General features: G+C 46.2%; 29 protein-coding genes. 19 read left to right on the top strand and 10 right to left on the bottom strand.

The window, feature by feature from the left end:
* Positions 1-5 precede the first annotated feature (5 nt).
* The 11 genes from BLS44_RS21320 to atpH all read left to right on the top strand — a co-directional run bounded on the left by BLS44_RS21320 (position 6) and on the right by atpH (position 7,702).
* Positions 6-1,202 (top strand): porin family protein, encoded by a 1,197-nt coding sequence (locus BLS44_RS21320; protein WP_245729341.1) that lies wholly within the window; start codon positions 6-8, stop codon positions 1,200-1,202.
* 51 nt (positions 1,203-1,253) lie between these two features.
* Positions 1,254-1,622, top strand: a complete 369-nt coding sequence (locus tag BLS44_RS21315) for a hypothetical protein (RefSeq protein ID WP_090392263.1) — start codon at positions 1,254-1,256, stop codon at positions 1,620-1,622.
* A 4-nt stretch (positions 1,623-1,626) separates the two neighbouring features.
* Positions 1,627-2,049: an OB-fold protein gene (locus tag BLS44_RS21310; RefSeq protein ID WP_090392262.1), complete on the top strand. Its 423-nt coding sequence runs from the start codon at positions 1,627-1,629 to the stop codon at positions 2,047-2,049.
* Between the two features lie 11 nt (positions 2,050-2,060).
* Positions 2,061-2,612, top strand: a complete 552-nt coding sequence (locus tag BLS44_RS21305; protein WP_090392261.1) for a YceI family protein — start codon at positions 2,061-2,063, stop codon at positions 2,610-2,612.
* Between the two features lie 25 nt (positions 2,613-2,637).
* Positions 2,638-3,543 (top strand): DUF5777 family beta-barrel protein, encoded by a 906-nt coding sequence (locus tag BLS44_RS21300; protein WP_090392260.1) that lies wholly within the window; start codon positions 2,638-2,640, stop codon positions 3,541-3,543.
* A 35-nt stretch (positions 3,544-3,578) separates the two neighbouring features.
* Positions 3,579-4,469, top strand: a complete 891-nt coding sequence (locus BLS44_RS21295) for a COG4315 family predicted lipoprotein (RefSeq protein WP_090392259.1) — start codon at positions 3,579-3,581, stop codon at positions 4,467-4,469.
* A gap of 83 nt (positions 4,470-4,552) precedes the next feature.
* The gene (locus tag BLS44_RS21290; protein WP_090392258.1) at positions 4,553-4,804 is read left to right on the top strand and encodes a hypothetical protein; all 252 of its coding nucleotides are present in this window, start codon (positions 4,553-4,555) and stop codon (positions 4,802-4,804) included.
* Positions 4,805-5,103: 299 nt separating this feature from the next.
* Positions 5,104-6,189 carry a F0F1 ATP synthase subunit A gene (gene atpB, locus BLS44_RS21280; protein WP_245729340.1) on the top strand — a complete coding sequence of 362 codons (1,086 nt, stop codon included), beginning with the start codon at positions 5,104-5,106 and terminating at the stop codon, positions 6,187-6,189.
* Between the two features lie 35 nt (positions 6,190-6,224).
* Positions 6,225-6,476 (top strand): ATP synthase F0 subunit C, encoded by a 252-nt coding sequence (gene atpE, locus BLS44_RS21275; RefSeq protein ID WP_008586479.1) that lies wholly within the window; start codon positions 6,225-6,227, stop codon positions 6,474-6,476.
* Positions 6,477-6,574: 98 nt separating this feature from the next.
* Positions 6,575-7,069, top strand: a complete 495-nt coding sequence (gene atpF / locus BLS44_RS21270) for a F0F1 ATP synthase subunit B (RefSeq protein ID WP_090392256.1) — start codon at positions 6,575-6,577, stop codon at positions 7,067-7,069.
* Between the two features lie 69 nt (positions 7,070-7,138).
* On the top strand, positions 7,139-7,702 hold the full coding sequence (atpH, locus tag BLS44_RS21265; RefSeq protein ID WP_090392255.1) for an ATP synthase F1 subunit delta: 564 nt from the start codon (positions 7,139-7,141) through the stop codon (positions 7,700-7,702).
* A gap of 96 nt (positions 7,703-7,798) precedes the next feature.
* Here the strand turns inward: atpH and BLS44_RS21260 are convergent, their stop codons facing one another.
* Both BLS44_RS21260 and BLS44_RS21255 read right to left on the bottom strand, forming a co-directional pair.
* Positions 7,799-8,413, bottom strand: coding sequence for an HAD family hydrolase (locus tag BLS44_RS21260; RefSeq protein WP_090392254.1), 615 nt, complete (start codon positions 8,411-8,413; stop codon positions 7,799-7,801).
* A gap of 172 nt (positions 8,414-8,585) precedes the next feature.
* A complete protein-coding gene (locus tag BLS44_RS21255) occupies positions 8,586-8,975 on the bottom strand; it encodes an energy transducer TonB (RefSeq protein ID WP_176954506.1) in 390 nt (129 codons plus the stop codon).
* A 192-nt stretch (positions 8,976-9,167) separates the two neighbouring features.
* Here BLS44_RS21255 and BLS44_RS21250 point away from each other — a divergent pair, with 192 nt between their 5' ends.
* From BLS44_RS21250 to greA, 4 genes are all read left to right on the top strand, one after another.
* A complete protein-coding gene (locus BLS44_RS21250; RefSeq protein ID WP_090392252.1) occupies positions 9,168-9,395 on the top strand; it encodes a CDGSH iron-sulfur domain-containing protein in 228 nt (75 codons plus the stop codon).
* Positions 9,396-9,420: 25 nt separating this feature from the next.
* Positions 9,421-10,173, top strand: coding sequence for a 16S rRNA (adenine(1518)-N(6)/adenine(1519)-N(6))-dimethyltransferase RsmA (rsmA, locus tag BLS44_RS21245; protein WP_090392251.1), 753 nt, complete (start codon positions 9,421-9,423; stop codon positions 10,171-10,173).
* Positions 10,174-10,212: 39 nt separating this feature from the next.
* Positions 10,213-11,148 carry an NAD(P)-dependent oxidoreductase gene (locus tag BLS44_RS21240; protein ID WP_090392250.1) on the top strand — a complete coding sequence of 312 codons (936 nt, stop codon included), beginning with the start codon at positions 10,213-10,215 and terminating at the stop codon, positions 11,146-11,148.
* 97 nt (positions 11,149-11,245) lie between these two features.
* A complete protein-coding gene (gene greA, locus BLS44_RS21235; protein WP_090392304.1) occupies positions 11,246-11,716 on the top strand; it encodes a transcription elongation factor GreA in 471 nt (156 codons plus the stop codon).
* A gap of 128 nt (positions 11,717-11,844) precedes the next feature.
* On the opposite strand, the gene BLS44_RS21230 is transcribed toward greA, so the two are convergent.
* Positions 11,845-12,534 carry an outer membrane beta-barrel protein gene (locus BLS44_RS21230; protein ID WP_090392249.1) on the bottom strand — a complete coding sequence of 230 codons (690 nt, stop codon included), beginning with the start codon at positions 12,532-12,534 and terminating at the stop codon, positions 11,845-11,847.
* Positions 12,535-12,644: 110 nt separating this feature from the next.
* Between BLS44_RS21230 and BLS44_RS21225 the strand changes: the two genes are divergently transcribed.
* Positions 12,645-13,034, top strand: coding sequence for an HIT family protein (locus BLS44_RS21225; protein ID WP_176954505.1), 390 nt, complete (start codon positions 12,645-12,647; stop codon positions 13,032-13,034).
* 72 nt (positions 13,035-13,106) lie between these two features.
* A complete protein-coding gene (locus BLS44_RS21220; protein WP_143019874.1) occupies positions 13,107-14,039 on the top strand; it encodes a DUF6438 domain-containing protein in 933 nt (310 codons plus the stop codon).
* On the opposite strand, the gene BLS44_RS21215 is transcribed toward BLS44_RS21220, so the two are convergent.
* The 6 genes from BLS44_RS21215 to ruvC all read right to left on the bottom strand — a co-directional run bounded on the left by BLS44_RS21215 (position 13,993) and on the right by ruvC (position 19,712).
* On the bottom strand, positions 13,993-15,387 hold the full coding sequence (locus tag BLS44_RS21215; protein WP_090392246.1) for a tryptophanase: 1,395 nt from the start codon (positions 15,385-15,387) through the stop codon (positions 13,993-13,995). The two genes, BLS44_RS21220 and BLS44_RS21215, sit on opposite strands and share 47 nt — an antisense overlap.
* 209 nt (positions 15,388-15,596) lie before the next feature.
* Positions 15,597-16,094 carry a DinB family protein gene (locus tag BLS44_RS21210; RefSeq protein ID WP_090392245.1) on the bottom strand — a complete coding sequence of 166 codons (498 nt, stop codon included), beginning with the start codon at positions 16,092-16,094 and terminating at the stop codon, positions 15,597-15,599.
* A gap of 51 nt (positions 16,095-16,145) precedes the next feature.
* Positions 16,146-16,370, bottom strand: coding sequence for a hypothetical protein (locus BLS44_RS21205; protein ID WP_245729339.1), 225 nt, complete (start codon positions 16,368-16,370; stop codon positions 16,146-16,148).
* Between the two features lie 188 nt (positions 16,371-16,558).
* Complete coding sequence (locus BLS44_RS21200) at positions 16,559-17,302, bottom strand: LytR/AlgR family response regulator transcription factor (protein WP_090392244.1); 744 nt, start codon at positions 17,300-17,302, stop codon at positions 16,559-16,561.
* On the bottom strand, positions 17,299-19,044 hold the full coding sequence (locus BLS44_RS21195) for a sensor histidine kinase (RefSeq protein WP_090392243.1): 1,746 nt from the start codon (positions 19,042-19,044) through the stop codon (positions 17,299-17,301). The genes BLS44_RS21200 and BLS44_RS21195 overlap by 4 nt, the downstream gene beginning before the upstream one ends.
* A 107-nt stretch (positions 19,045-19,151) precedes the next feature.
* Complete coding sequence (ruvC, locus tag BLS44_RS21190; RefSeq protein ID WP_090392302.1) at positions 19,152-19,712, bottom strand: crossover junction endodeoxyribonuclease RuvC; 561 nt, start codon at positions 19,710-19,712, stop codon at positions 19,152-19,154.
* Between the two features lie 27 nt (positions 19,713-19,739).
* Between ruvC and BLS44_RS21185 the strand changes: the two genes are divergently transcribed.
* Both BLS44_RS21185 and BLS44_RS21180 read left to right on the top strand, forming a co-directional pair.
* On the top strand, positions 19,740-20,741 hold the full coding sequence (locus tag BLS44_RS21185; RefSeq protein ID WP_245729338.1) for a lysylphosphatidylglycerol synthase domain-containing protein: 1,002 nt from the start codon (positions 19,740-19,742) through the stop codon (positions 20,739-20,741).
* On the top strand, positions 20,728-21,555 hold the full coding sequence (locus tag BLS44_RS21180; RefSeq protein ID WP_090392241.1) for a DUF3108 domain-containing protein: 828 nt from the start codon (positions 20,728-20,730) through the stop codon (positions 21,553-21,555). Before BLS44_RS21185 ends, BLS44_RS21180 begins: the two co-directional genes overlap by 14 nt.
* A 261-nt stretch (positions 21,556-21,816) precedes the next feature.
* Here the strand turns inward: BLS44_RS21180 and BLS44_RS21175 are convergent, their stop codons facing one another.
* Positions 21,817-22,677: an MBL fold metallo-hydrolase gene (locus BLS44_RS21175; protein WP_090392240.1), complete on the bottom strand. Its 861-nt coding sequence runs from the start codon at positions 22,675-22,677 to the stop codon at positions 21,817-21,819.
* Positions 22,678-22,703: the final 26 nt, after the last annotated feature.

Genomic DNA, 22,703 nt, shown 5'->3' with positions numbered 1-22,703 from the left:
CAAATATGAACGATGAGGAGTTGGATCAACTCTTTCGCGATGCAGCCAACCGCTTTCAGCCTCCGGATGCACCGGAAGGCGCATGGGACGCGTTTTACAAAACAAAAATGCTCCCGGCAGCGGAAAACACCCAACAAGACCGGTTCTTTATACCACGGCGCACCTGGCAACTGGCAGCGGCCTGCCTGCTGCTGGTAGCAACCGGGTTGCTATGGATGCTATGGCAACACCCGGTTCCGGCCCCCGGCGGAACCCGGCCCGGCTCGGGGATCGCCGCCGGCCCCCTTAAAAGCAAGACCATTCTCCCTTCAGAAGCGGCTCCGCTTCCACCGGCTCCGGGGAACACCCGGACCAACGATCGCTCTTTGAGCAGCAGGAGCCTGCCAACCGTTCTTTTTGAAACGAAAGAACAACCGGTGGTCCATAACAGCCAGCACCTTCCGGGTGCACCGCCAACCGTGGAAACAGAACGGAAGCTCCGGCCCGCGGACACTGTAAAACCGGGGAAGCCCTATCTGTCCTTACGCGATAAGCACACAGATGGGCGTCCTGCCCACCCCGCTTTGCCCCAATATTACAATCAGTCCTCAGCGGGGAGCGGTTCCAGCATAAGCACTGCGAATGCCAGCTGGCAGGTAGGGCTGCTGGCAGGCTCCAACCTCGGCATGGTACGGGGTGATGTGTCCAAAAAGCCCGGATTAAATGCGGGTGTACTGGTACAAAAGAAACTGGGGCAGTCACGGTTCTCGTTGGAGTCAGGGGTCATATACGAATCGATGACCTATGCGGTGAACAATGAGGACTTTAACCCCAATGGCCAACCGGTGTCATCAAAAGTTTCCAATATCGAAGGCTCCTGCAGCATGATCGATGTGCCGGTAAATCTGCGCTATGATGTGGTAGCATCCCGGAAAAACAAGGCCTTTGTAAGTACCGGTGTATCCCCTACTGTGATCGTAAAACAAAGTTATGTGTATGATTTTGACAGAGGCGATGGCCCGGTACCCGTTACCAGGGATGTATCCGGGAAGGGAAAAAGCGTTTATGCGGTAGCCAATCTTTCTATTGGCTATGAGCAAAAATGGGAGCATGTATCCGTCCAGATTGCTCCCTATGTAAAAATACCGGTGGGCGAAATAGGATATGGGAACCTGAGCCTGGGTGGGGTTGGTACACAGATCTCCATTAAAAAAGACTTATAATGCAATAGCGCTGTAACATATAATCCTCTTATTCAACTTAAATCTTTTATCATGAAAAAAATGCAACTTTTTTCTACAGGGATCCTGTTGGCCTTTACCGCCCTTGTTTTTGCAAATTGCGGTGGCGACAAAGAAAATGCCATCGACAATCCTCCCCAGGGCGATGCCTGTGCGGGCGTTAATGCAAAATTTACAGGTGATGTGTTGCCCCTGATCAAAGCAAAATGCCAGGGTTGTCATAATGCCGGAGGCAGCGCGCCCTTTGCGCTGGAAACCTATGAGCAGATAAAATCAAGAGCAGGTGATATAAAAACCCAGGCGGTAACCACCAGTAATATGCCAAAGGGCGGACCTGCCCTCACGGCAGGCGAGAAAAAGATATTGGGATGCTGGATCGATAACGGAAGTCTAAATAACTAAAATCATGAAAAAGGGAAAACGGGTTTTGCTGTTCCTGTTGGCGGGTCTGCTGCTGGGGGGTGGTTATGGTTATTACCAGTACAACAGGAAGTCGCCGGATGTAAAAGCGGAACGGGCCGCAATTACAACAAATGCCCCGGCACTGGTGGCCGCATTCAGCTCCGATGAGCCTTCCGCAAACCGGAAATATGTGGAAAAGATCATTGCTGTAACCGGCACCGTTACCGGTGTAAAAATCGACACAGCCGGGCAGGCAACGGTTTTCCTCGATGGCAACGACCCGATGGCCGCTGTTACCTGCAGCTTTTATGATACGGAAACTGCCACCGTAAAAAAACTCACCCCGGGCCAGCAGGTAACGGTTAAAGGAGTCTGCACCGGTAAACTGATGGATGTGGTGCTCAATAAATGCAGTATTGTTCACTAAAAACTTTTAAAATGAAACAACTCGCCTTTACTATTTATATTCTTTTTATTTCCCTGGCTTCAGTATCGGCCCAAAAGTATTTCACAAAAACCGGCTACATCTCTTTTGAAGCAGGAACGGCCCTGGAAGACATAGTAGCTGCCAATAAAGCCGCTGCCAGTGTACTGGATGCTGCAACCGGGCAAATAGAGTTTGCAGTACTTATAAAGGGGTTTGAGTTTCGCCGGGCGCTGATGCAGGAGCATTTTAATGAAAATTATATGGAAAGCAGTAAGTACCCCAAGGCCTCGTTTAAAGGAACCATTGCCAATATCCGGGAGGTTTCTTTTCAAAAACCCGGGAACTATTCCATCACCGTAAAGGGAACCCTGGAAATACACGGTATAAAAAAGGAAATCACAATCATCGGGTCTATTAAAGTTTCGGGCAACACCATACAGACCCTCGCAAAGTTCCCCGTTACCATCAGCGATTACAAGATCGCCATACCCGGTATTGTGAGTGATAAAATTGCAAAAACGGCAACAGTCTCTGTGAATTGTAACTATACAGTTTTAAAGTAACGCATCAACCGTAAACCCAACCAATATGAAGTATCTGATAACAGCAACGCTTCTTTTTGCAGCACCCGCGATCCGGGCGCAGGAAAAAGATCTTCTCGGACTGATCGACTCTACAACATCCGGGCAGAAGGAATACGTAACCGGCGCCTTTAAATCGAGCAGGGTCATCAATGGGCACTCTATTGAATTTATCGGCAAAAATGTGCTGGATGTGCGTATCCTGCACCGTTTTGGCAGGATCAACGATGGTATCGGTGAATTTTTTGGCCTGGATCAGGCCAGTATGCGCCTGGGTTTTGACTATGGCCTGGGTAAAAATCTCACTATTGGCCTGGGACGCAGTACTGCCGGCAAAGAGCTGGACGGTTTTATTAAATACCGGCTCATACAACAAGCTGCGGGCGTAAAGGGCGCAGCACCTTTTTCGGTAGTACTGGCAACCGGGGCCGCGCTTACCACTCAAAAGCTGGCCGCGGACGCAAAATATACCGATACCAAACACCGTATGGCTTACTACAGCGAAATCATCATTGGCCGCAAGTTTACCGAGGCCTTTAGCCTCCAGTTAGCGCCTGCCTATGTGCACCGGAACCTGGTACAGGACCTGGCCGATAACAATGATACTTACGCCCTGGGGATCGGCGGCCGGCTCAAGCTTTCCAAAAGAGTCGCTTTTGTTGCCGACTACCACTACGTGATCTCCGGTCTCAACAAGGACATCTATAAAAATCCGCTTTCGCTGGGCTTTGATATTGAAACCGGGGGACATGTATTTCAACTCCACTTCTCCAATGCCACCGGCATGAATGAAAAGGCCTTTATTACCAATACCACCGATAACTGGGGCAGTGGAGAGATCCGCTTTGGATTTAACCTGTCGCGGGTCTTTACCATTGGAAAAAGGAAAACCAAAATACCCCCCGGTTCCTAATCTCTATCATTTATTAACTTCTTAAAACAAAAATTATGAGATCTCTTTATTACACACATCCATGGAAACGGCTATTGTTCCCCGGCATTGCGGCATTGGCAATCCTGTTTATTATGAGCTGCTCCAGCGATGACAGCTATACGCCGCCGGTTCCTGTAATGCAGGTAAAACTGGTCGCCAGTACTTCGTATGGTGATTACCTGGTAGACAAAGATGGCAGGACACTTTATTTTTTTGCCAATGATTCAGCAACTGTAAACACCTGCATATCAGCGGGCTGTAAAGCACTATGGCCCGTTTTTTTTGCCGGCATCACTCCGCAAACCCTTGGAAAAGGACTCGATATCAACGACTTTGATACCATCGGCACCGGAACTGCTATGCAGCTGGCCTATAAGGGGCGCCCCTTATATTATTATGCTCCAAGTATCAATGGCACCAATACACCCGAAGCCGCAGGCCAGACATCAGGCGAAGGCGTGGGCAACAACTGGTTTGTGGCAAAACCGGATTACACCATTACTCTTACGAACGCACAATTGGTTGGTGCCAATGGCAGCAAATACGATTCAGCACTGAACGTGATCACGGATTACAAAAAAACCCGCTACCTCACCGATGCCCGGGGCATTACCCTGTATGCCTTTGGAAACGATAAATTAAATACCAGCGTATGTACCGGGGGATGTGCCACTACCTGGCCGGTTTATGTAATGGAAAAGATCGTGGTACCCTCCTATTTAAATAAGGCCAATTTCACGGTGATCACCCACCCTTCCGGGGCAAAACAACTGGCCTATAATGGCTGGCCGCTCTATTATTATATAGCCGATAATATGACCATGGGGCTCAATAAAGGCGTGTCTGTCAATATTCCAAAATGGCCGGTGGTGGTAAGGAGCCGGGCTACAGCGCCCGCACCCTGATCAATTATGCTGAGGTTCGATAGGTTTATATAAAAGCCGTCTTCTGATAAAATTGAAGGCGGCTTTATTCATTTTGGTCGCAGATGGTAGCAATCCGCGGGAAATTTTGTAAATTGCGGGGAGATGGGCAAAGAAAAAAATATACGTTTTCTGCAGATGAACAGCGCTCTGTAGTACAGGAGCCAGCCCCGGACTATGAAAAAGCAGAGATGGATTTATTGCGTACAGCCCTGAAACGCAGTTATAAAGAGCGCTTTTTGATTATGACCAGCCTGATGAAAGGCAGCCTTATGATGAAAAGAGCCAAAATTACCTGTAAGCGGCTTCCTAAATAATTTTTATGGCTTTTCGTTTGAGCAATGCCATAAATTTGCAGGAATTGCTGAAATTGATGCAATTAGAATTCCTTTTCTTCATATCAACCATCTTATCGCTAATAAAAAAGCCGTAAACCGCTTCAAAGATCAGATCGATGTCATCGAACTGGAACGGATCAAAAAAATCCTGGAGGAGGATGCTTCCGGCAGCCAAAAACTTTAAATACCCGCCTGCAAATTCCCTTTTTTATCTGTTTCAGCCTTATCTTTGCCGCAAATTTCAGAGCAGTATGGGTTTTAAATGGTTCAAATCCTTTATGGTAGCGGCTTTAAGCCTTTTTTTGGTGTCTTCGGCACAATCCGTTTTTGCACAACATGAGGAGCCTGCAGAAGGATCTGCTACCGAAGAAAAATTTAACCCGGGCGAAGCCATCCTGCACCATATTGCCGACAGCCATGAGTTTCATTTTTTTAGTTTAAAGCACGATGATGGTACCCAAACCCATGGCGCATTACCACTCCCTGTGATCCTGTATTCGCCTCAAAGAGGTTTTTCCGCCTTCATGTCTTCTAATTTCCACCATGGGAGAGACGCTTATAATGGCTATAAACTGGAACATGATAAGATCGTGGCCGTAGATGCCAGCGGGAACGTGGACGAATCTGTGAAAGTGTACGATTTTTCCATGACCAAGAACGTGGTTCAGATGCTGATTGCGCTGATCGTCCTGGTGTGGCTGATGATCAGTATGGCTAAAAAATATAAAACCGGCCAGGGAGTTACTTCTGCTCCCAGGGGTTTGCAAAATGCCATAGAGCCGGTAATTACCTTTGTACGGGATGATATTGCCAAACCCAACCTGGGACCAAAATATCAGAAATTCCTCCCCTATTTGCTAACTATCTTCTTTTTTATTCTCATCAATGCAATACTGGGTATGTTCCCGGGATCGGCAAACGTTACGGGAAATATCGCATTTACTGCAGTTTTAGGCCTTATTGCATTTATTGTAATCATATTTAATACCAACGGACATTACTGGCAGCATATATTCTGGTTCCCCGGTGTTCCGCTTCCGGTTAAAATATTAATGATCCCGGTAGAGCTGATGGGTGTTTTCACCAAGCCGTTTGCCTTAATTGTCCGTTTGTTTGCAAATATGACGGCAGGGCACATTGTAATCCTTAGTTTTATCAGCCTTATTTTTATTTTCTCCGAAATGTCCAAGGTTGCAGGGGTCGCCTTTACACCGGTATCCATTGCTTTTGCGGTATTTATTTATTTAATTGAGATACTGGTGGCTTTTATCCAGGCATATATTTTCGCAAATCTGACGGCCATATTCATTGGAGAGGCCATTGGCGATCATCACTTTGAAGAGGATGTGCAGCCCCACCATTAATAACGTTTTTTTTTAATCAATATAAAATCAGAGTCATGAGTTTAATGAACACTTTGTTGGAAGTAAGCGGAAGCTGGTCTCACTTTGGTGGTGCTGTAGGCGCAGGCTTAGCAGCCATTGGTGCCGGTATCGGTATCGGCCAAATTGGTAAAGGCGCTACAGAAGGTATTGCCCGCCAGCCGGAAGCAGCTAACGACATTCGTGGTGCTATGATCTTATCTGCAGCCTTGATTGAGGGTGTTGCCCTGTTTGCGGTAATCGCAGGCTTATTGGCTGTATTGAAGTAATAGCTTCACCAAAACAATTTACTGCATCTAAAGCAAAGGGCGGCAGATGCAGTATTTTAAATTTCTGATCAACATTTTAACTTTTCAATTTTATAAAAATGGGATTACTTACTCCTGATCTTGGCTATTTTTTCTGGATTTTCGTAGCGTTCGTTGTGGTGTTTCTGGTGCTTAAAAAATTCGCATGGAAACCGATCATTAAATCGCTGAACGAGCGTGAGCAAAATATTGCCGGAGCCATCGCATCTGCCGAAAAAGTAAAAGCAGAAATGGCACAGCTGCAAAGCGAAAACGAATCTTTACTGGCAAAAGCGCGTGAGGAAAGGGCACAACTGCTTAAAGAAGCACGCGAAACAAAGGATAAGATCGTAAACGAAGCCAAAGAACAGGCCAAGGCAGAGGCCAGCAAAATCATCGCAGATGCGCAGCAGGCCATCAACGCACAGAAAATGGCGGCGCTTACCGATGTGAAAAACGAAGTAGGTAAAATGGTGATCGAGGTTAGTGAAAAAGTGCTGAAACAACAACTGGCAGGGGCTGATAAACAGGAAGCGTACATCAACAGCCTGGTAAATTCCATTAAACTGAACTAATACGCAGGCCTGAGGAGTTTCACGTCTTTTATATTCTACATTTTATATTTGTTACTTTACATTTAAGATATGCCTAATCCCCGTTTAGCCTCCAGATATGCAAAAGCCCTGTTAGACCTGGCAAAAGAAAAGAACCAGGTAGCAGCTGTATTTGCTGATATACAGTGGCTGCAGGCGGTGTGCAAAGAAAGCAGGGAGTTTGTAAACCTGCTGCGCAGCCCCATCATTAAGGCCGACAAGAAAAAGAACATCATAGAAGCCATCACCGGCAATCATATCGGAGCTATTACAAAAGGTTTTGCCAACCTGCTGATCTCAAAGAACAGGGAAGCCATTCTTCCTGAGATCCTGCCGGCATTTGTAGCGCAATACAAAGTGCTGAACAATATCCATACGGTGAAACTGACCACTGCAGTGCCGGTAAGTGATGCTGTAAAAAATAACATTATTGAACAGGTAAAGAAGGCATCCGGGCAGCAGAACATCGAGCTGGAATCAACTGTTAACCCTGATATCATCGGTGGTTTTGTTTTGGAAATGGGTGATAAAATGGTAGACGCCAGTATCAGCTACGATCTGAAAGCCATTGCCAAACAGTTTAAGAATAATGATTTTATTTACAAGGTACGGTAAGAAAGATCCCTATCAACAATATCAAAGCCCTGTTCCTAAAGAACGGGGCTTTTCTCTTTTTAAATAACGGATGAAAAAATAGCGCCTGCAAAAGAATCACTGTAATATCTCCAAATGTTCAATCCTTTCTTCTGGCAATAACAAATGCGTTTGGATGCCCAGTTCCTGCGCGTTGGGCAGGTTGGTAAAGCTATCATCAATGAACAGCGTTTCTCCGGCCCTGATCCCTGCATCTTCCAGTACAAAAGCATAGGTAGCCGCATCCGGCTTCCGGCGCCTGATGTCGTGAGAGTAATACGCCTTCTTGAAAAAGAATTCCAGTGAGGGATACGCTGTTTCCTCTTTCAGCGTTCTTGAAAAATGATCATAATGGATCTGGTTGGTATTGCTGAGTAAAAAGAGATTATATTTACCGGCAAGGGGTATTAAAAAATCAAGACTGGGCTTGCGGTAATCCAGCAGCATGGCATTCCAGGCCTGCTCCAGCTGCACATCGGGCACCGGCACTCCAAGCAGTTCCCTCAATCCCTCATAAAATTCCGGGGCAGTGATCTCCCCTTTTTCCAGTTTCTGAAATACAGGCGCCGCCGTATATTGCGAAAACTTATCTTCAAAATCGGCAAAACCCAGAGCCTCAAATGCAGCAAACGATCGCTTAAAATCGAGATTCAGCAATACGCCTCCAAAATCAAAAATTACATTTTTAATCATGGTTCAAAGATAGGCCGCAAGAGGCACGAATACGAGAATGTTTTTGAGAATCTGCTGGCCTTAATGGGAACTTGTTAGACCAAACGGCATTGCAGACATTATCCGAAACAAATTTGGAGACCGTTATAACCCGGCCCCATGTAACGTCCTTGCACCATCCCGGCAACATGCATCAATTGGTGAGCACAAAAGTGACCTTCCACTGTTCTATAACTTTCACCGGAGTACCATTTAAAAAGCCAGGCTTCCATTTGGGCATTTTATGCAACATTTGCAGGCAGGCAGAATCGAGGTCATAACGAACATTCTGGATAACTGCTTTATCAATAACCTTTCCGGTGGTATCAATAGCGAATCGTAGTACCACAGTTCCCCGAACATTGTCGTTTACAGCTGCCGGCGGATAATGAATTTTGCTTTTTGCAAATGCTACCGCCTTATGCATTCCTCCCGGAAACTCCGGCTGCCGTCCTACACAAAAGAACGCTTCCGATATGGACGAATCGGCAGCCGATACCTTTATTTGAATTCCACCTGTGGTAAAAATCTTTGATTGGCCCAAACTGATATTTGACAGTGCGCACAAGATTATGATTGCATAAAGTTTGTCCATTTCCTAAATACACTTATATCTTTCAGACAACTTATCTGAAAAATTCCATACGCACGATATTCCCAGGCGTTTCATTACCGGATCCGTTAGTTCCCTACCTGTTTTCCATTACTTTTGCCGCCAGATAAACTATAATGAATTATGGCAACAACAAAAATTACAGTAAATAATAACGGTTCCTTACGGATCGAAGGTGATTTTGAAATCGTGGATAAAGAGGGCAATCCCTATGACCTGGGTGGCAGAGAAATTGTGTCCCTGTGCCGCTGCGGCAAATCAGCCAACAAACCTTTTTGCGATGGCAGTCATAAAGGCCATTTTGAACATGAGGCTGTTGCCTTTGCCCTGCCGCCAAAGAAAACGGTATAAACCGGCAACTGCTTAATTTTGCAGCATGTACACGTTAAAAAAATCGCTGGGCCAGCATTTCTTAAAGGATGACAATGTCTGTAAAAAGATCGTGGCCGCTGTGGAAGCCGAAAAGCCGGAGCAATTGCTTGAGGTAGGACCCGGTGGTGGCGCTATTACCCGTTACCTGGTGCAGTTGCCGGAAGTATCGTTCAGGGCAGTGGAGCTGGACGCTGAAAAAGTACAGTACCTCACGGCCACCTATCCGGAGCTGAAGGATAAGATCATCCATGAAAGTATACTGGACACTGCAGCCCCCTTTGAAGGTATTTTTCATATAGTAGGCAACTTTCCTTACAATATTTCCACACAGATCCTTTTTAAGATCCTCGATTGGAAAGAGCAGGTGCCTGTTATTACCGGCATGTTTCAAAAGGAAGTGGCACAGCGGGTGGCTGCCGCGCCCGGTTCAAAAATTTACGGCGTAATCAGCGTACTGATACAGGCATTTTATGAAGTAGACTACCTTTTTGATGTAAGCGAACAATCATTCAATCCGCCCCCCAAGGTTAAAAGCGGGGTGATCCGGCTCCGGAGAAGGCAAACAACGGAGCCCAGAAAGTCGGACAGGGCCTTTACCGTACTGGTAAAAACAGCGTTCAATCAAAGAAGGAAAACATTACGCAACGCCGTAAAGCCTCTGTTTGACGAAGCAACATTAAAAGACGACATCTTTAATAAGCGGGCAGAGCAATTGTCGGTCAGCGATTTTGCCGGTCTCAGTTTTAAAATGAAATAATCTCCGGGGGTTTTATTTACATTATCTTAAAAAATATCGATGAAAGAAAAAGTGATCATTACAGGAAACGCACATCCCATCCTGCAGGAAACCCTTGCAGAAAAAGGATTTGCCGTTTCCTATCTGCCCAAAATCACCTATGAGGAACTGATGGCGCAGGCCCGGGATATTACGGGGCTGGTGCTCACCACCCGTATCACGGTTGATAAGCACCTGATTGATGCAGCCCCTTCCCTTAAATGGATCGGACGCCTGGGAAGCGGTATGGAACTGATCGATGTGCCTTATGCCCAAAGCAGGAACATTCTTTGTGTAAGCAGTCCTGAAGGGAACCGCAATGCCGTTGCAGAACAAAGCCTGGGCATGCTGCTGATGCTGCTCAATAAAATGAACATTGCTGTTCCTGAAGTGCAGCAGTTCATCTGGAAGCGGGAAGAGAACCGGGGAACAGAGCTTACCGGTAAAACGGTTGGCATCATCGGCTATGGCAATACCGGCGGGGCCTTTGCCCGGCTGCTGCAGCCATTTAACGTGACCGTACTTGCCTATGATAAATTCAAAAATGACTTTGCACATGATCATGTAAAAGAAGCTTCGCTGGAGCAGGTTTGCCGCTACGCTGATGTGATCAGCTTCAACGTACCGCTGACCACTGACACAAAGGGTATGCTTACCATCGAGCTTATGAAAACCATGCAGCAAAAACCTGTTATCCTCAACGCCAGCCGTGGTAAGGTCATCCACCTTCCTACACTGTCCGAAGGGTTAAAACAGGGATTTATTTCCGGCGCATGCCTTGATGTATTGGAGAACGAGAAACTGGATACTTATACTCCGGAAGAAAAAGAAACATTGCAATGGCTTCTGAATCAGCAAAATGTGATCATCACTCCACATATCGCAGGCTATAGCCATGAGGCTTTTTTAAAAATGGCTACAGTTCTGTTAAAAAAGCTGGGGATAAAGGAATTGTAATCCTTTTTAATTATATTTGTTTATATAGGTAATGCAACGCTTCAGTTTTGATCTGAGGCGTTGTTATTTTTTTCTGTTTATTCTAAAGGAAGCACATATGAGTATACAATATGTAACAAAGGAAACATTAGAGCAAATGAAGGAAGAGCTGCAGCACATGAAAGGTGTAGAGCGCCCGGCTGCCAGCAGGGCCATTGCAGAAGCACGTGAAAAAGGAGACCTCAAAGAAAATGCAGAGTACGATGCGGCCAAGGAGGCCCAGGGCATCCTGGAAGCAAAAATTGCAGCGCTGGAAGGCGCGCTGGCCAATGCCCGCGTGTTGGATGAATCTACCATTGATACCAGTAAAGTGTCGATCCTGACCAAAGTAAAACTCACCAACCTTAAAACGAAAAAGCAAGTAATTTACCAGCTTGTAAGTGAACAGGAGGCCGATCTGAAGGCAGGGAAAATATCCATCACTTCCCCTATTGGTAAGGGCATACTGGGTAAAGAGCCCGGCGATGTGGCCGATGTACAGGCCCCGGCAGGTGTAATCCAGTTTAAAATTGAAGAGATATCGATATAATTTTTTTAGCCGGCTGCAGTGCATCGCTGAACCTCTCTTGCGTCGCACACCTGTACTGCAGCACTGCTACCAGCTTTTAAGCCGCTCCGGTTAAACCGGGGCGGTTTTTTCTTAAACATGATGCGTTGTCAGAATTTATACCCGGCCGAAATCCCGAATCCCACATTTTTAAGATGGTCTTTTGTTGTTTGCCCTTCCACTTTGGGAGCAAGATCCGTTATTCCCAGCTGTCCCTCTAACCGCAGGGCCAGGTTACCAGACAACTCATAGCCTGCAAGAAAATTCACTCCCGCATCAACGGGCCGGCCATAGGTAAAGCTGGAGCCCGGAGCTATATAATAATAGTCATCCATTTTTGTATCATTTGCAAACTGCAGGTTTCCTTTCATCTCGGTCCGGAAGTCGGATCCGCTATTCACCCCGGGCGTTTTCCATCTGCCTCCCAGCCCATATCCCAGATAGGGGCCGGCGCCCAAAAGAAGGTTCCCGCTGCCCACCTCCGGACTATAAATAAAATTAACAGGTAGTTCCAGGTAGCAGGCGTTTGCATTTATTTTTACCGCCTCCCCGTTTTTATATCCTTTCGTTGAAAACAGTAATCCCGGCTCCAACCGAAATAAACGGCCCAGTGGTATTGCCGCATCTGCACCTCCTTTAAACCCGGTCCTGATACCCGTATTAAGGGGTTTCCCGTTTTTGACCGCAGATACATTCGTAAAATTAACACCTGCCCTCAGGCCCCATCTTACCTGGGCTTCCACAGAAAAAAACAAACCCGGAAAAACAAGCAGGCAAATAATGATCAGGATTCTCTTCATAATGGTTTGATGCTATAAAAACAGTTCATAAAATTGTTGCAGCCGTTTGGCAAGCAGCTCCTGTTTCAAAAATAGGCTATTTTGTACCTTTATCCTAAAAGCAAAATATCATGACCATTTTTTCAAAGATCATCGCCGGAGAAATCCCTTCCTATAAAATTGCTGAGAGCGACAAATTCATTGCATTTTTAGACATTATGCCGTTACGCCGGGGTCACACCCTCGTAGTGCCCAAGGTAGAAGTAGACAACCTGTTTGATGTACCGGATGAATATCTTTCAGAACTGCTGGTATTTGCAAAACCTGTTGCAAAAGCCATTGAAAAAAGCTTTGACTGTAACCGCTGCGGTGTAAGCGTAGTAGGCATTGAAGTGCCGCACGCCCATGTGCACCTCATCCCCCTGAATGATGCTAATGATATTAATTTCCTGCAACCCAAGCTGAAACTATCCCCCGAAGAAATGAAGGAGGTGCAGGAGCTGATCATATCCAATTTATAGTTATATCGCCGGCGTAATGTGTAAAATGCAAAAAAACGGCATCTGTTATATATGCCAGTAAAGCGCGTATATATGGGAAATTTCGTTAAATGGCTGGCTGTTTTACTTTTTGGAGTTACGTTTGCCAATGCCCAATCTTCTGTCAAACGTTACAATATAAGCCGTATCCGATCGGTCCAACAGGTGGTACAATTACTTTGCAACATTGACAGCCATTATAGACAGGTTAAAATACCTTCCGCTCTTACATTTATGGACAGCGATTGTCAGCGCATAGCAGACAGCCTGAAACTAACGCCCTGGTCAAAGGCAGACCTTGACAATGACGGACGAACAGACCTGCTGATTATTATCAATCAGCCCGAGCACACCATCCTTTGTGTCCTTGACAAGGGCGGTCATTACGAACTAAAAACATTGAACCGGGATATAGGATCCCAGTCCTGCAGCTTTCCGGTTATCGCGCATAGGGGTAAAACCGCGTATATAAAATATATCCGGCAACCAGACCGCGGCACTCTTGAAGTGATCACCCATTTCAGTCCCATAAATATTATTTTTAAATACGGCGACTTTATTGAAGAAAACCCGAAGCCTGCGGCATACGCCATTCAAAAAATAGAATACGCCACATCCGGCGCATTTATTACAGTTGGCGAAACCCGGCTGGTTATTGATGCCCGTTGTTCTGCCTTACTGAATGATCATTCTTCCGGCACCCTGCGGCCGGAAGAATTTGCTGAGCTCGGCAGCCTGCTCAATTACATAAAGTTTGAAGACCTATATGAAGAATACAGGGCCCAGGCATCAGATCAAACAACAGCCATCATCACCATTACCTACGACAACGGGAAAACCAAAACGATTACAGACTATGGTATGACCGGAACGCTGGGGCTAAACCTGCTCTATCAAAAACTTGAGGCGCTGAAACGCTCCATTCAGTGGAAGGAGCATTTCAGCCCTCCCGGGCCTCGACTTGTACCGGTTTCAGTTTTGCCGTAAAATGCCGCAGCAACGGCGCCTCATATACAATCGTATAGCCATTGAGCTCATCTCTTTTTTTAAATACATCGATGATGATCTCTGCCACATAATCAATGTGGCTCTGCGTGTATACCCGGCGGGGAATAGCCAGCCGCACCAGCTCCATTGGCGCCGGAACCAGGGATCCGTCTTCTGCATATTTGCCAAACATCAGGGACCCGATCTCTACCGACCGGATCCCGCCCTCCATATAAAGCGCATTACTCAGGGACAGTCCGGGATACTGATGCGATGGCACCTGCGGCAGAAAAGCCTTTGCATCCAGGTATACGGCATGGCCGCCCACCGGCTTTATAAAAGGAATCCCTTCCACCTCCAGCTTCTCTCCAATATACTCCATACTGCGGATGCGGTACTGCAGATAATGTTCATCCATGATCTCCTCCAATCCCACTGCAATCGCTTCCAGGTCACGCCCCGCCAAACCGCCATACGTCGGAAATCCTTCTGTGATCACCAGCAGGTTCCTGCATTCCCGTGTCAAATCATCGTCATTCAATGCCAAAAAACCACCGATATTGGCAAAAGCATCCTTTTTAGCGCTCATGGTACAGCCATCAGCATAGGAAAAAAGTTCGCCGGCTATTTCCCCGACCGTTTTTGCAGCATACCCTTCTTCGCGCTGTTTTATAAAGTAGCAGTTCTCTGCAAACCGGCAGGCATCTATAAAAAAAAGGATCCCGTACTGTTTGCAGATCCTGCCGGCAGCCCGGATATTTTCCATGCTTACCGGCTGCCCCCCTCCGGAATTATTGGTAATGGTGATAATACACATGGCAATACGAGCGGCACCTTTTTCTCTTATGGTTTCTTCCAGCGCAACGAGGTCTATATTGCCTTTAAAGGGCGCAATGGCGGCGGGATGCCGCGCCTCCTCCGTCAGCAGGTCGATCCCTTCTGCTCCCGAAAATTCAATATTGGCCCGGGTAGTATCAAACAGGGTATTGCTTAAAAAATATTTTCCCGGGCCGCCGGTAATGGTAAACAGGATCTTCTCAGAAGCCCTTCCCTGGTGGGTGGGTATAATATTTTTCATACCCGTGATCTTTTTTACAGCGGCTTCAAAACGGTAAAAGCTTTTACTGCCGGCATAGGACTCATCGCCCTCCATCATGGCGGCCCATTGCCGGCTGCTCATGGCTGAGGTGCCGCTATCGGTGAGCAGATCGATCAAAACGTCATCTGCGCGTATCATAAACGGATTATAAAAGGCTTCCGCCAAAATACCCGCGCGTTGATCTTTCGTGGTAAACCGCAGGGGCTCCACCGATTTAATACGAAACGGTTCAATAATGGTTGTTGCCATACGCTGTGTTTGGGAATGTATAATAAAAATGAATGATATTATAGGGGGAAGCACACCCAAAACAGGCAGCACCTCCGCAGGAATGCGGGGTACTAAGTAGGACTTTTAATTACTTTTTGCCAAAGCGGAAGCATATACAATATTAAGAAAATTTTGCAATACCTGTTAGGCCTTAGGCCTTTAAGACCTAACAGGTATTAGCCAGACCCTTAAAAAGATTCATCCGCACTGGGGCCGTAGCTGCCCGGAATGGGCACATCCAGCAGGCGCAGGAATACACCCAGCTGCGCACGATGGTGCACGGTTTGGTTAATGCTCATCCGTACTACATCCAGTTTGGGATTTACACCATATACCGTATCACCTTCCCGGAGCGTCCAGGTATCATCCAGCTTTTTTTCATTTTCAGGATCGTTCAGGTACTTACCCGCTTTTTCAACCTCCCTTTCAAAAATTTCAAGCAGTTCCTTACGGTCTTTTACTACGGTAGGCTGGTAGGGAAATGCCGCAAAGTCCAGTTCAGATGTGTCAAACACCATTGCCGGCCAACCGGGCAGTTCGGCAATATGCGTGGTCAGTTGCATCAGGTTCATACTTTTGGGGTGTGGTTTCCAGTCCCATTTGTCTTCAGGAACAATGTTCAGGAATTTCCGGGTGGTTAACACTTCATTTTCAAAATCCTTCTTTAAAATTTCTAATCTTGTCATGATTTTTGTTTATAAAGTACATAAATATTTAAGGTGGGGGTTCACAGGTTATTACAGCAGTTCCGCTTCATAACCATGGTACAATATACAATTTCTGATCAATGCTACATCAATTGTCCGACGGGCTTCTACACGCAGTATATGATCACAATCGTCCAGGTCAAAATTTATTTTTGCAGATGGCAACAATGCCTTTAGTTTTATTGTCAGCACTTTTGCCACCGGCGGTCCCGGCACATTTGTTTTAAAAACTTCAACGGCGGTTCTTATCATCATACAAAGGCTTTTCTCTTTTATACAAAGTAAAAACCGGCCGGTGACAACTGTATGTCAGGGGGTACATACTATTTTTCAATCTGCCGAATCTGTCAGAAAATATGGCTCACGGCTTACACTGATCATCTCAGATCTATTGCTGAACAGGAAGTAACCATAGCGATGCAGCAAGAAAACCAGGTTTTCTTTTATCCCGCCAGCGCCCGCTTTACTGCATCTCTTTTGGCCTTGGATACCGGTATTTTCTCTTCATTGGTTAACAGCAAACAGCCTCCGTCCTCTTTCAGCAGGCTTTTTATAAATACCGGGTTTACCAGGTGCGTTTGATGACAACGGATGAAACCTCCCGGGGCCAGTAGTTCATCATACTCTTTAAGCGGGCGGGAAACCAGTATCTTTTCCCCGTTGTTTAAGTAAAAATAAACATAGGTATTCTGTGCTTCGCAACGGACAATACTGTCGACCGCCACATAGCGCGTTTCCTGGAATAAAGGAAGGGCGATCTTTGCCGGAGCCTTGCCTGTTCCTTTAAGATGATTGATTAAAAAATTGAGCTGCTGATAGCTTTGCTTCCTGCTCCATTTTTCAACGGCTCCTTCAATAGCTGCTTTTAGTTCGTTTTCGTCGATGGGCTTCAGAATATAATCCAATGCGGCAAACTTTATAGCCTGTATGCCATATTGATCATACGCCGTTACAAAGATCACTTCAAACCCTCTTTCGGGAAGCCGCTTTAACAGGTCAAACCCCGTTTCCTTTCCCATTTGAATATCCAGGAATACCAGGTCCGGGGTTTGAGCCGTAATCAGTGCGGCGGCGGCGTTTATGGTCGCCGCCGTACCCAGCACCGTTATTGCCGGGAAGCCCCTGCTCAGTATTCCCTGCAGGTTCTCTATATTATGCGCTTCGTCGTCAACAATGATCGCGTTCATGCCAGCCAGTCGTTTAATGTCAGTAGTATAGTAGTGCCGTCTTCCCCGGACTGAACATCCAGGATCATGGGTGTATTGCTATACACTTCGTTCAATAAAGATATCCTGTTTTTAGATAACGCAGAACCTGTGCCTGAGGCGCTGTGTACATTGAAGCCTTTTCCATTGTCCCGGATCTTAACCAGGATGCTTTTACCCCTTTTTTCCAGCGCTATTCCGATACATCCATCAGCAACAGCCGGCATGGCATGTTTTACTGCATTTTCAACAAAAGGCTGTAAAAGCATCGCCGGGATCTCGGTATTCGTCTGATCGATGGCTTCATCTACCTGGATGGAGTATTCAAATCCAAACCGCATTTGCTCCATCTGTAAATAATCGTTCAGCAATTTAACCTCATCTTCAATAGTGACCAGGTCTTTTTCCGCGTCCTCCAATACCCGGCGGGATATCCGGGAAAAACGGGTGAGATACTCATTGGCCCGCCTGTTATCATTTTTGTTTAGAAGGTTCTGAATACCGGCCAGTGCATTGTATACAAAATGGGGATTGAGCTGGTTCCGGACCGATTGCAGGCGTAGCTTACTGATCTGTTTTTCCATTTCTATACCAGCAATTTTTCTTTTATTGCTCCGGTAATACAGGTAAAACACAAAAGCAGCTACCAGGGTAGCTGCCGCTGCATAAGGGACCATTTGTTTTAGCGTAAACGTTGTTTCTTTGGGAGGCGGGGGAAATACTCTCACCGGGATCCGGATCCGCTGTTTTTTTGTTCCCTCTTCATCTTCTTCTCCATGCACATTATAGATCTCAATTTCATAGTTGCCGGGTGCAGCAAACACATCTTCCTGGATCGACAGAAGCGGGTTGGCACTCTTGTAGCTGGCATAGCGGTACTCGCTGATGCTGTCATTGATGATCTTTTTTATGGTGGTGGAATAAAATGTTCCGGGTAGCAGGTCCAGATAAATACGAAACTCTCCAAAATCATTTTGCCGGAAATGAAGCTCTTCCGGGTAGTTGTATTCTGTATTAAATTTTGAAAAGAACGGGCTGTTGAGTGAGTCTTTTCTAAAATTATAATCGACCTGCATCTGCACCCCTTTTTTCGTATACTTTTTAGACGCCCACATTGCTGCAACATGAGGAAGCTCTTTTGTTTTTAGGTTCCAGTTCAGCAGTACCCCTTCCCGGGTATCAAAATCCCGGGTATCATAAACCTCAACATAGACCTGCTTCGCCAGCGCTTTCCCTTTCCATAGCACCGCATAGAGGCGTTCGGCCTCAAACTGCTGTTCAAAATCCCGGGGCGTTGTCCATGGGGTTAGCTCTTTTTTATCATCCAGGATAACATGATATTTAAAAAAGTTTTTATTGTTGGGCGTAATGCCATAGGCAATTACCTGTATATCAGAGCTATCGGAAATAGTTGCCACCCTATATTTTTTTGACAGCGATTGTATATACCCCGGGCCAAAGGTTACATTTCCGTCACTGGGTTTTACAATCCCTAACAAAATCCCGTCATAATACCTGAAGCTGTCTTTCTGTGTAGCAGAAATTTTTCGAAATATAACATGCTTTAAAAAAGGGGTACTAATAATCGAACTACCGATTTTACTGCTAACATCAAAGTTGATCTCATACTTATATGCAGGCCTTGCCTTACCGGTAATTCCCTGTTGGGCAAAAGAAGTGAATGTTACAAAAAGCAGGAGCAGTAGTGTGTAGATTGCTTTCATATCTGTTGATTTTTGTTACACAAATATTGCGTATCAAAAAGGGCAAAGTCAATGATCCGTTAGTATTCGTCCAAAATCAATTCGTAAATCCCCAATCCGGCAAAGGATTATTTCTTTATCTTATCCGGGTTCTTCTTCAAAAAATCTTCCCAGCCCTTAAATCCGCCTACGGTTTTTATGGGACTGCTGATCTGGTAATGATGGCAAAGCGCTACGGCAAGGGCATCAGTGGCATCAAAATACTCCGGGGCCTCTTTTAAGGAAAGGATCTGCTGCAGCATCTTCCATACCTGGTCTTTGGCGGCATTTCCATTTCCGGTTACCGCCTGCTTTATTTTACGGGGAGAATATTCTGTAATGGGAATGCCAAAATGCATGGCGGCGGCAATGGCAACTCCCTGGGCCCGACCCAATTTGAGCATACTTTGCACGTTCTTTCCAAAAAACGGGGCTTCAATGGCAAATTCATGCGGTTTATATAAATGGATGAGCGCTGTTACCTTTTCATGGATCTGGCTGAGCCGTTCATAATTGTTTAAGCGGGCAGCAAACTTTATGGCATGCATTTCGCGCACCTGTATTTTCTGGCGGGTGCATTCGATAATACTATAACCCATAATGAGTGTACCGGGGTCAATACCGAGTATTATTTTGGCGGCTGTTTGCAAAGGGGATACTATTTTTACCACAGATTCATGAAGATCAACAAAAATATCAAAATATTCTTCAATTATTTCCTGGGGCCCCTGCTGTTTGCGTGGTTATGCTGGTCTATTTATAACCAGGTGCGCCTCCAGGAAGGGCTGGCGGAATCCTGGGTGCAGATCAAGGATTCCCTCTCCAGCGTAAAGATCATTTACCTGGCGGCGGTTCTTATACTGATGGCCGTTAACTGGATGACGGAAGCCTATAAATGGCGGCTGGCGGTCAAAAGCGTACAACAGATGTCTTTTTTACGCGCTTTAAAGGCCGTCTTATCCGGCGTATCCTTTTCGGTTTCCACTCCTAACAGTATCGGCGATTATGTTGGGCGGGTCCTGTACATAAACGAGGGTAAACGCATTAAAGCGGCTACGCTCACCGTGGTCAGCAATACCAGTCAGCTCCTGGTCACCATCTTAATGGGATTGTGCTCCCTTTACTTCTTAAAGGAGCCGCTTGTTGCCGCCAGGATCATTTCCCTGCTATGGTTTGATGCGCTTTTTTATATTGTAGCGCTGAGCGCTGTGGTCCTGCTGATCTTTTATTTCCGTATTTCGTGGATGGTCAAATGGATCAACCGGCTCCCCTCCGGTCAAAAGTTCTCCTGGTCCATCGAAGCATTGGAGCAGTTTAATGCAACGCTGCTGCTCCGATTGCTGTCTTTATCTGTAACAAGGTTTTTTATCTTTATATTGCAATATTTTTTACTATTTCAGTTGTTTGAAGTGGATCTTTCTTTTTGGCAGGTATGGACGGGGATCAGTGTATTATTTTTGATCCTGGCCATTATTCCCACCATTGCGCTTTTTACGGATCTGAGCGTACGGGGGAGCCTTAGCCTGACAATATTAGGATTATTTAATGCTAATCAATTGGGTATTAGCTTAACTTCGGCAAGCATTTGGTTAATTAACCTGATCATACCGGCACTTATCGGAAGTGTTTTGGTATTAGGTATAAAAAGAATATTTAAAAGCAAAAATGAAAACGCTTAGTTTATTCCTGGTCCCGTTCTTTATGCTGTTTACCGGCAGCAAACCAGCAACAGAGGCAGCTTCCCGGCCGGCAACGGTGGTTGCGGGCGGATGCGCCATTCCCAATACGGCCTTCCAGGCTGGTGAAAAGGTAGGTTTTACAGTTGGGTACAGCGTGGCTGGGGCCTTTGTACCTGCGGGTTCAGGATCTTTTGTAATTACTTCGATCAAGTGGAATGGTCGTTCCGTGTACCATATTACAGGAACAGGGCGTACCCTTTCTTCCTACGAATGGGCTTATAAGGCCAACGACACCTATGAAACCTTCATTGATGTAGAAACCTTTCAGCCCCTGCAGTTCGTTCGCAATATCAATGAGGGCGGCTATAAAAAGTACCAGAAAGTGAGTTTTGACAAAACGGCCAATACCGCTATCACCAATGAAGGCGTATTTCCAGTACCTCCCTGCGTGCACGACGTGGTCAGCTCCGTATTTTACGCCCGCAATGTGGATTACAACAGTCTGAAACCCGGTGATAAAGTACCTTTTAGCGTTTTCCTGGATAACGAGGTCTTCAATATGTACATCCGCTATATGGGCAAGGAAACCATCAACACCAAATACGGGAAGTTTAAAACTATACGTATTCAGCCGCTGACGATCAAAGGAACGATCTTTGAAGGTGGTGAAAAAATGGTGGTATGGGTTACAGATGATGCCAACCGGGTGCCGGTACGGGTAGAAAGTCCGATCATTGTAGGTAAGGTACGGATTGATATGACCAGCTTTCAGGGATTGAAGAACCCGATGACCGCGTTGATTAAAAAGCATTAAGCTGTGAGGGCTTCGCTTTGAGCGATCAGCATTTTAGGGTTGAAGAGCGCCTTCAGACAGGTCGGATCCGGTTTTGATACCAGATGATCAACCCTCAATCCGGGTATGATTCGTTCATGCTGAAATTTTCCAATTCCCGGATTTGATCTTCACTTTGCAGCGCCGGTGTACGATGACGCGCCAGCCGGCAGGTTCAGGTAACGGAGTGCCTCAGGACACCCAAAGCATTGATAGCAGCTCACCAAAAGCTGCCGCTCATAGCTAAAGCTCGCTCAGTTTAAAGAACCGGTCCGGGCGGATACCTCTCTCTGTTTCCTTCAGTGTACAACACTCCTGTTGCGGATCGTGCTCAAAAAACAGGACATACTCCTTTTCCAGGGCTTCCTGCAGGAAGGCTTCTTTTTCTGTCATAGTCATCAGCGGGCGCGTATCATAAGCCATTACATAGGGCAATGGAATATGACCCGGGGAAGGCAGCAGGTCTGCCATAAATACAATCGTCTTTCCTTTGTAGTTTACCTGGGGCAGCATCATGGCTTCTGTATGACCATTGGCAAAACGGATATCCAGCTGATCCAGGAATGGTGCCGTGGCAAGCTCTGATGCTTTTTCTTCCCTGGCAGCAATCCACCGCAGCTGTCCGCTTTCCTGTATGGGAAGAATATTTTCCTTTAAAAAAGAAGCCTTTTCCCTGGGGTTGGGATGAATGGCCCACTCCCAATGCGCCTCATTGCTCCAGTAAACGGCATTCTTAAAGGCCGGTACCAGTTTGTCTCCTTCCCTTTTTATAGCGCCTCCGCAATGATCAAAATGCAGGTGGGTTAAAAACACATCCGTAATATCCCCACGATGAAAACCATATTGTGCCAGCGATTTGTCAAGATCATCATCCCCGTGCAGGTAATAATAACCAAAGAATTTTTCGCTTTGCTTATCGCCCATGCCACAATCCACCAATATCAGCCGCTCCCCGGTTTCAATAAGCAGGCTCCGGGTAGCCCAGCTGCACATATTGTTTTCATCTGCGGGGTTTAGTCCGCTCCAGATGCTTTTGGGCACCACGCCAAACATGGCACCTCCATCTAATTTGAAATGACCGCAATTGATTGTATACAGGTTCATATTTTTTAAGTGAGAAGTGAAATGTG

The organism is Niabella drilacis (genome assembly GCF_900101395.1).
GTDB lineage: Bacteria > Bacteroidota > Bacteroidia > Chitinophagales > Chitinophagaceae > Niabella > Niabella drilacis.
This window is presented reverse-complemented; position numbering and strand designations above follow the sequence as displayed.

Coding starts and splice junctions, on each gene's coding strand:
- atpF (WP_090392256.1), top strand. CDS start 6,575: ATGGGATTACTTACTCCTGATCTTGGCTATTTTTTCTGGATTTTCGTA.
- BLS44_RS21200 (WP_090392244.1), bottom strand. CDS start 17,302: ATGAACGCGATCATTGTTGACGACGAAGCGCATAATATAGAGAACCTG.
- BLS44_RS21310 (WP_090392262.1), top strand. CDS start 1,627: ATGAAAAAGGGAAAACGGGTTTTGCTGTTCCTGTTGGCGGGTCTGCTG.
- greA (WP_090392304.1), top strand. CDS start 11,246: ATGAGTATACAATATGTAACAAAGGAAACATTAGAGCAAATGAAGGAA.
- BLS44_RS21185 (WP_245729338.1), top strand. CDS start 19,740: ATGAAGATCAACAAAAATATCAAAATATTCTTCAATTATTTCCTGGGG.
- BLS44_RS21295 (WP_090392259.1), top strand. CDS start 3,579: ATGAGATCTCTTTATTACACACATCCATGGAAACGGCTATTGTTCCCC.
- rsmA (WP_090392251.1), top strand. CDS start 9,421: ATGTACACGTTAAAAAAATCGCTGGGCCAGCATTTCTTAAAGGATGAC.
- BLS44_RS21250 (WP_090392252.1), top strand. CDS start 9,168: ATGGCAACAACAAAAATTACAGTAAATAATAACGGTTCCTTACGGATC.
- BLS44_RS21195 (WP_090392243.1), bottom strand. CDS start 19,044: ATGAAAGCAATCTACACACTACTGCTCCTGCTTTTTGTAACATTCACT.
- atpE (WP_008586479.1), top strand. CDS start 6,225: ATGAGTTTAATGAACACTTTGTTGGAAGTAAGCGGAAGCTGGTCTCAC.
- BLS44_RS21210 (WP_090392245.1), bottom strand. CDS start 16,094: ATGACAAGATTAGAAATTTTAAAGAAGGATTTTGAAAATGAAGTGTTA.
- BLS44_RS21240 (WP_090392250.1), top strand. CDS start 10,213: ATGAAAGAAAAAGTGATCATTACAGGAAACGCACATCCCATCCTGCAG.
- BLS44_RS21315 (WP_090392263.1), top strand. CDS start 1,254: ATGAAAAAAATGCAACTTTTTTCTACAGGGATCCTGTTGGCCTTTACC.
- atpB (WP_245729340.1), top strand. CDS start 5,104: ATGGTAGCGGCTTTAAGCCTTTTTTTGGTGTCTTCGGCACAATCCGTT.
- BLS44_RS21300 (WP_090392260.1), top strand. CDS start 2,638: ATGAAGTATCTGATAACAGCAACGCTTCTTTTTGCAGCACCCGCGATC.
- BLS44_RS21180 (WP_090392241.1), top strand. CDS start 20,728: ATGAAAACGCTTAGTTTATTCCTGGTCCCGTTCTTTATGCTGTTTACC.
- BLS44_RS21260 (WP_090392254.1), bottom strand. CDS start 8,413: ATGATTAAAAATGTAATTTTTGATTTTGGAGGCGTATTGCTGAATCTC.
- BLS44_RS21225 (WP_176954505.1), top strand. CDS start 12,645: ATGACCATTTTTTCAAAGATCATCGCCGGAGAAATCCCTTCCTATAAA.
- BLS44_RS21175 (WP_090392240.1), bottom strand. CDS start 22,677: ATGAACCTGTATACAATCAATTGCGGTCATTTCAAATTAGATGGAGGT.
- BLS44_RS21320 (WP_245729341.1), top strand. CDS start 6: ATGAACGATGAGGAGTTGGATCAACTCTTTCGCGATGCAGCCAACCGC.
- BLS44_RS21220 (WP_143019874.1), top strand. CDS start 13,107: ATGGGAAATTTCGTTAAATGGCTGGCTGTTTTACTTTTTGGAGTTACG.
- atpH (WP_090392255.1), top strand. CDS start 7,139: ATGCCTAATCCCCGTTTAGCCTCCAGATATGCAAAAGCCCTGTTAGAC.
- BLS44_RS21290 (WP_090392258.1), top strand. CDS start 4,553: ATGGTAGCAATCCGCGGGAAATTTTGTAAATTGCGGGGAGATGGGCAA.
- BLS44_RS21305 (WP_090392261.1), top strand. CDS start 2,061: ATGAAACAACTCGCCTTTACTATTTATATTCTTTTTATTTCCCTGGCT.
- BLS44_RS21230 (WP_090392249.1), bottom strand. CDS start 12,534: ATGAAGAGAATCCTGATCATTATTTGCCTGCTTGTTTTTCCGGGTTTG.
- BLS44_RS21215 (WP_090392246.1), bottom strand. CDS start 15,387: ATGGCAACAACCATTATTGAACCGTTTCGTATTAAATCGGTGGAGCCC.
- BLS44_RS21205 (WP_245729339.1), bottom strand. CDS start 16,370: ATGATGATAAGAACCGCCGTTGAAGTTTTTAAAACAAATGTGCCGGGA.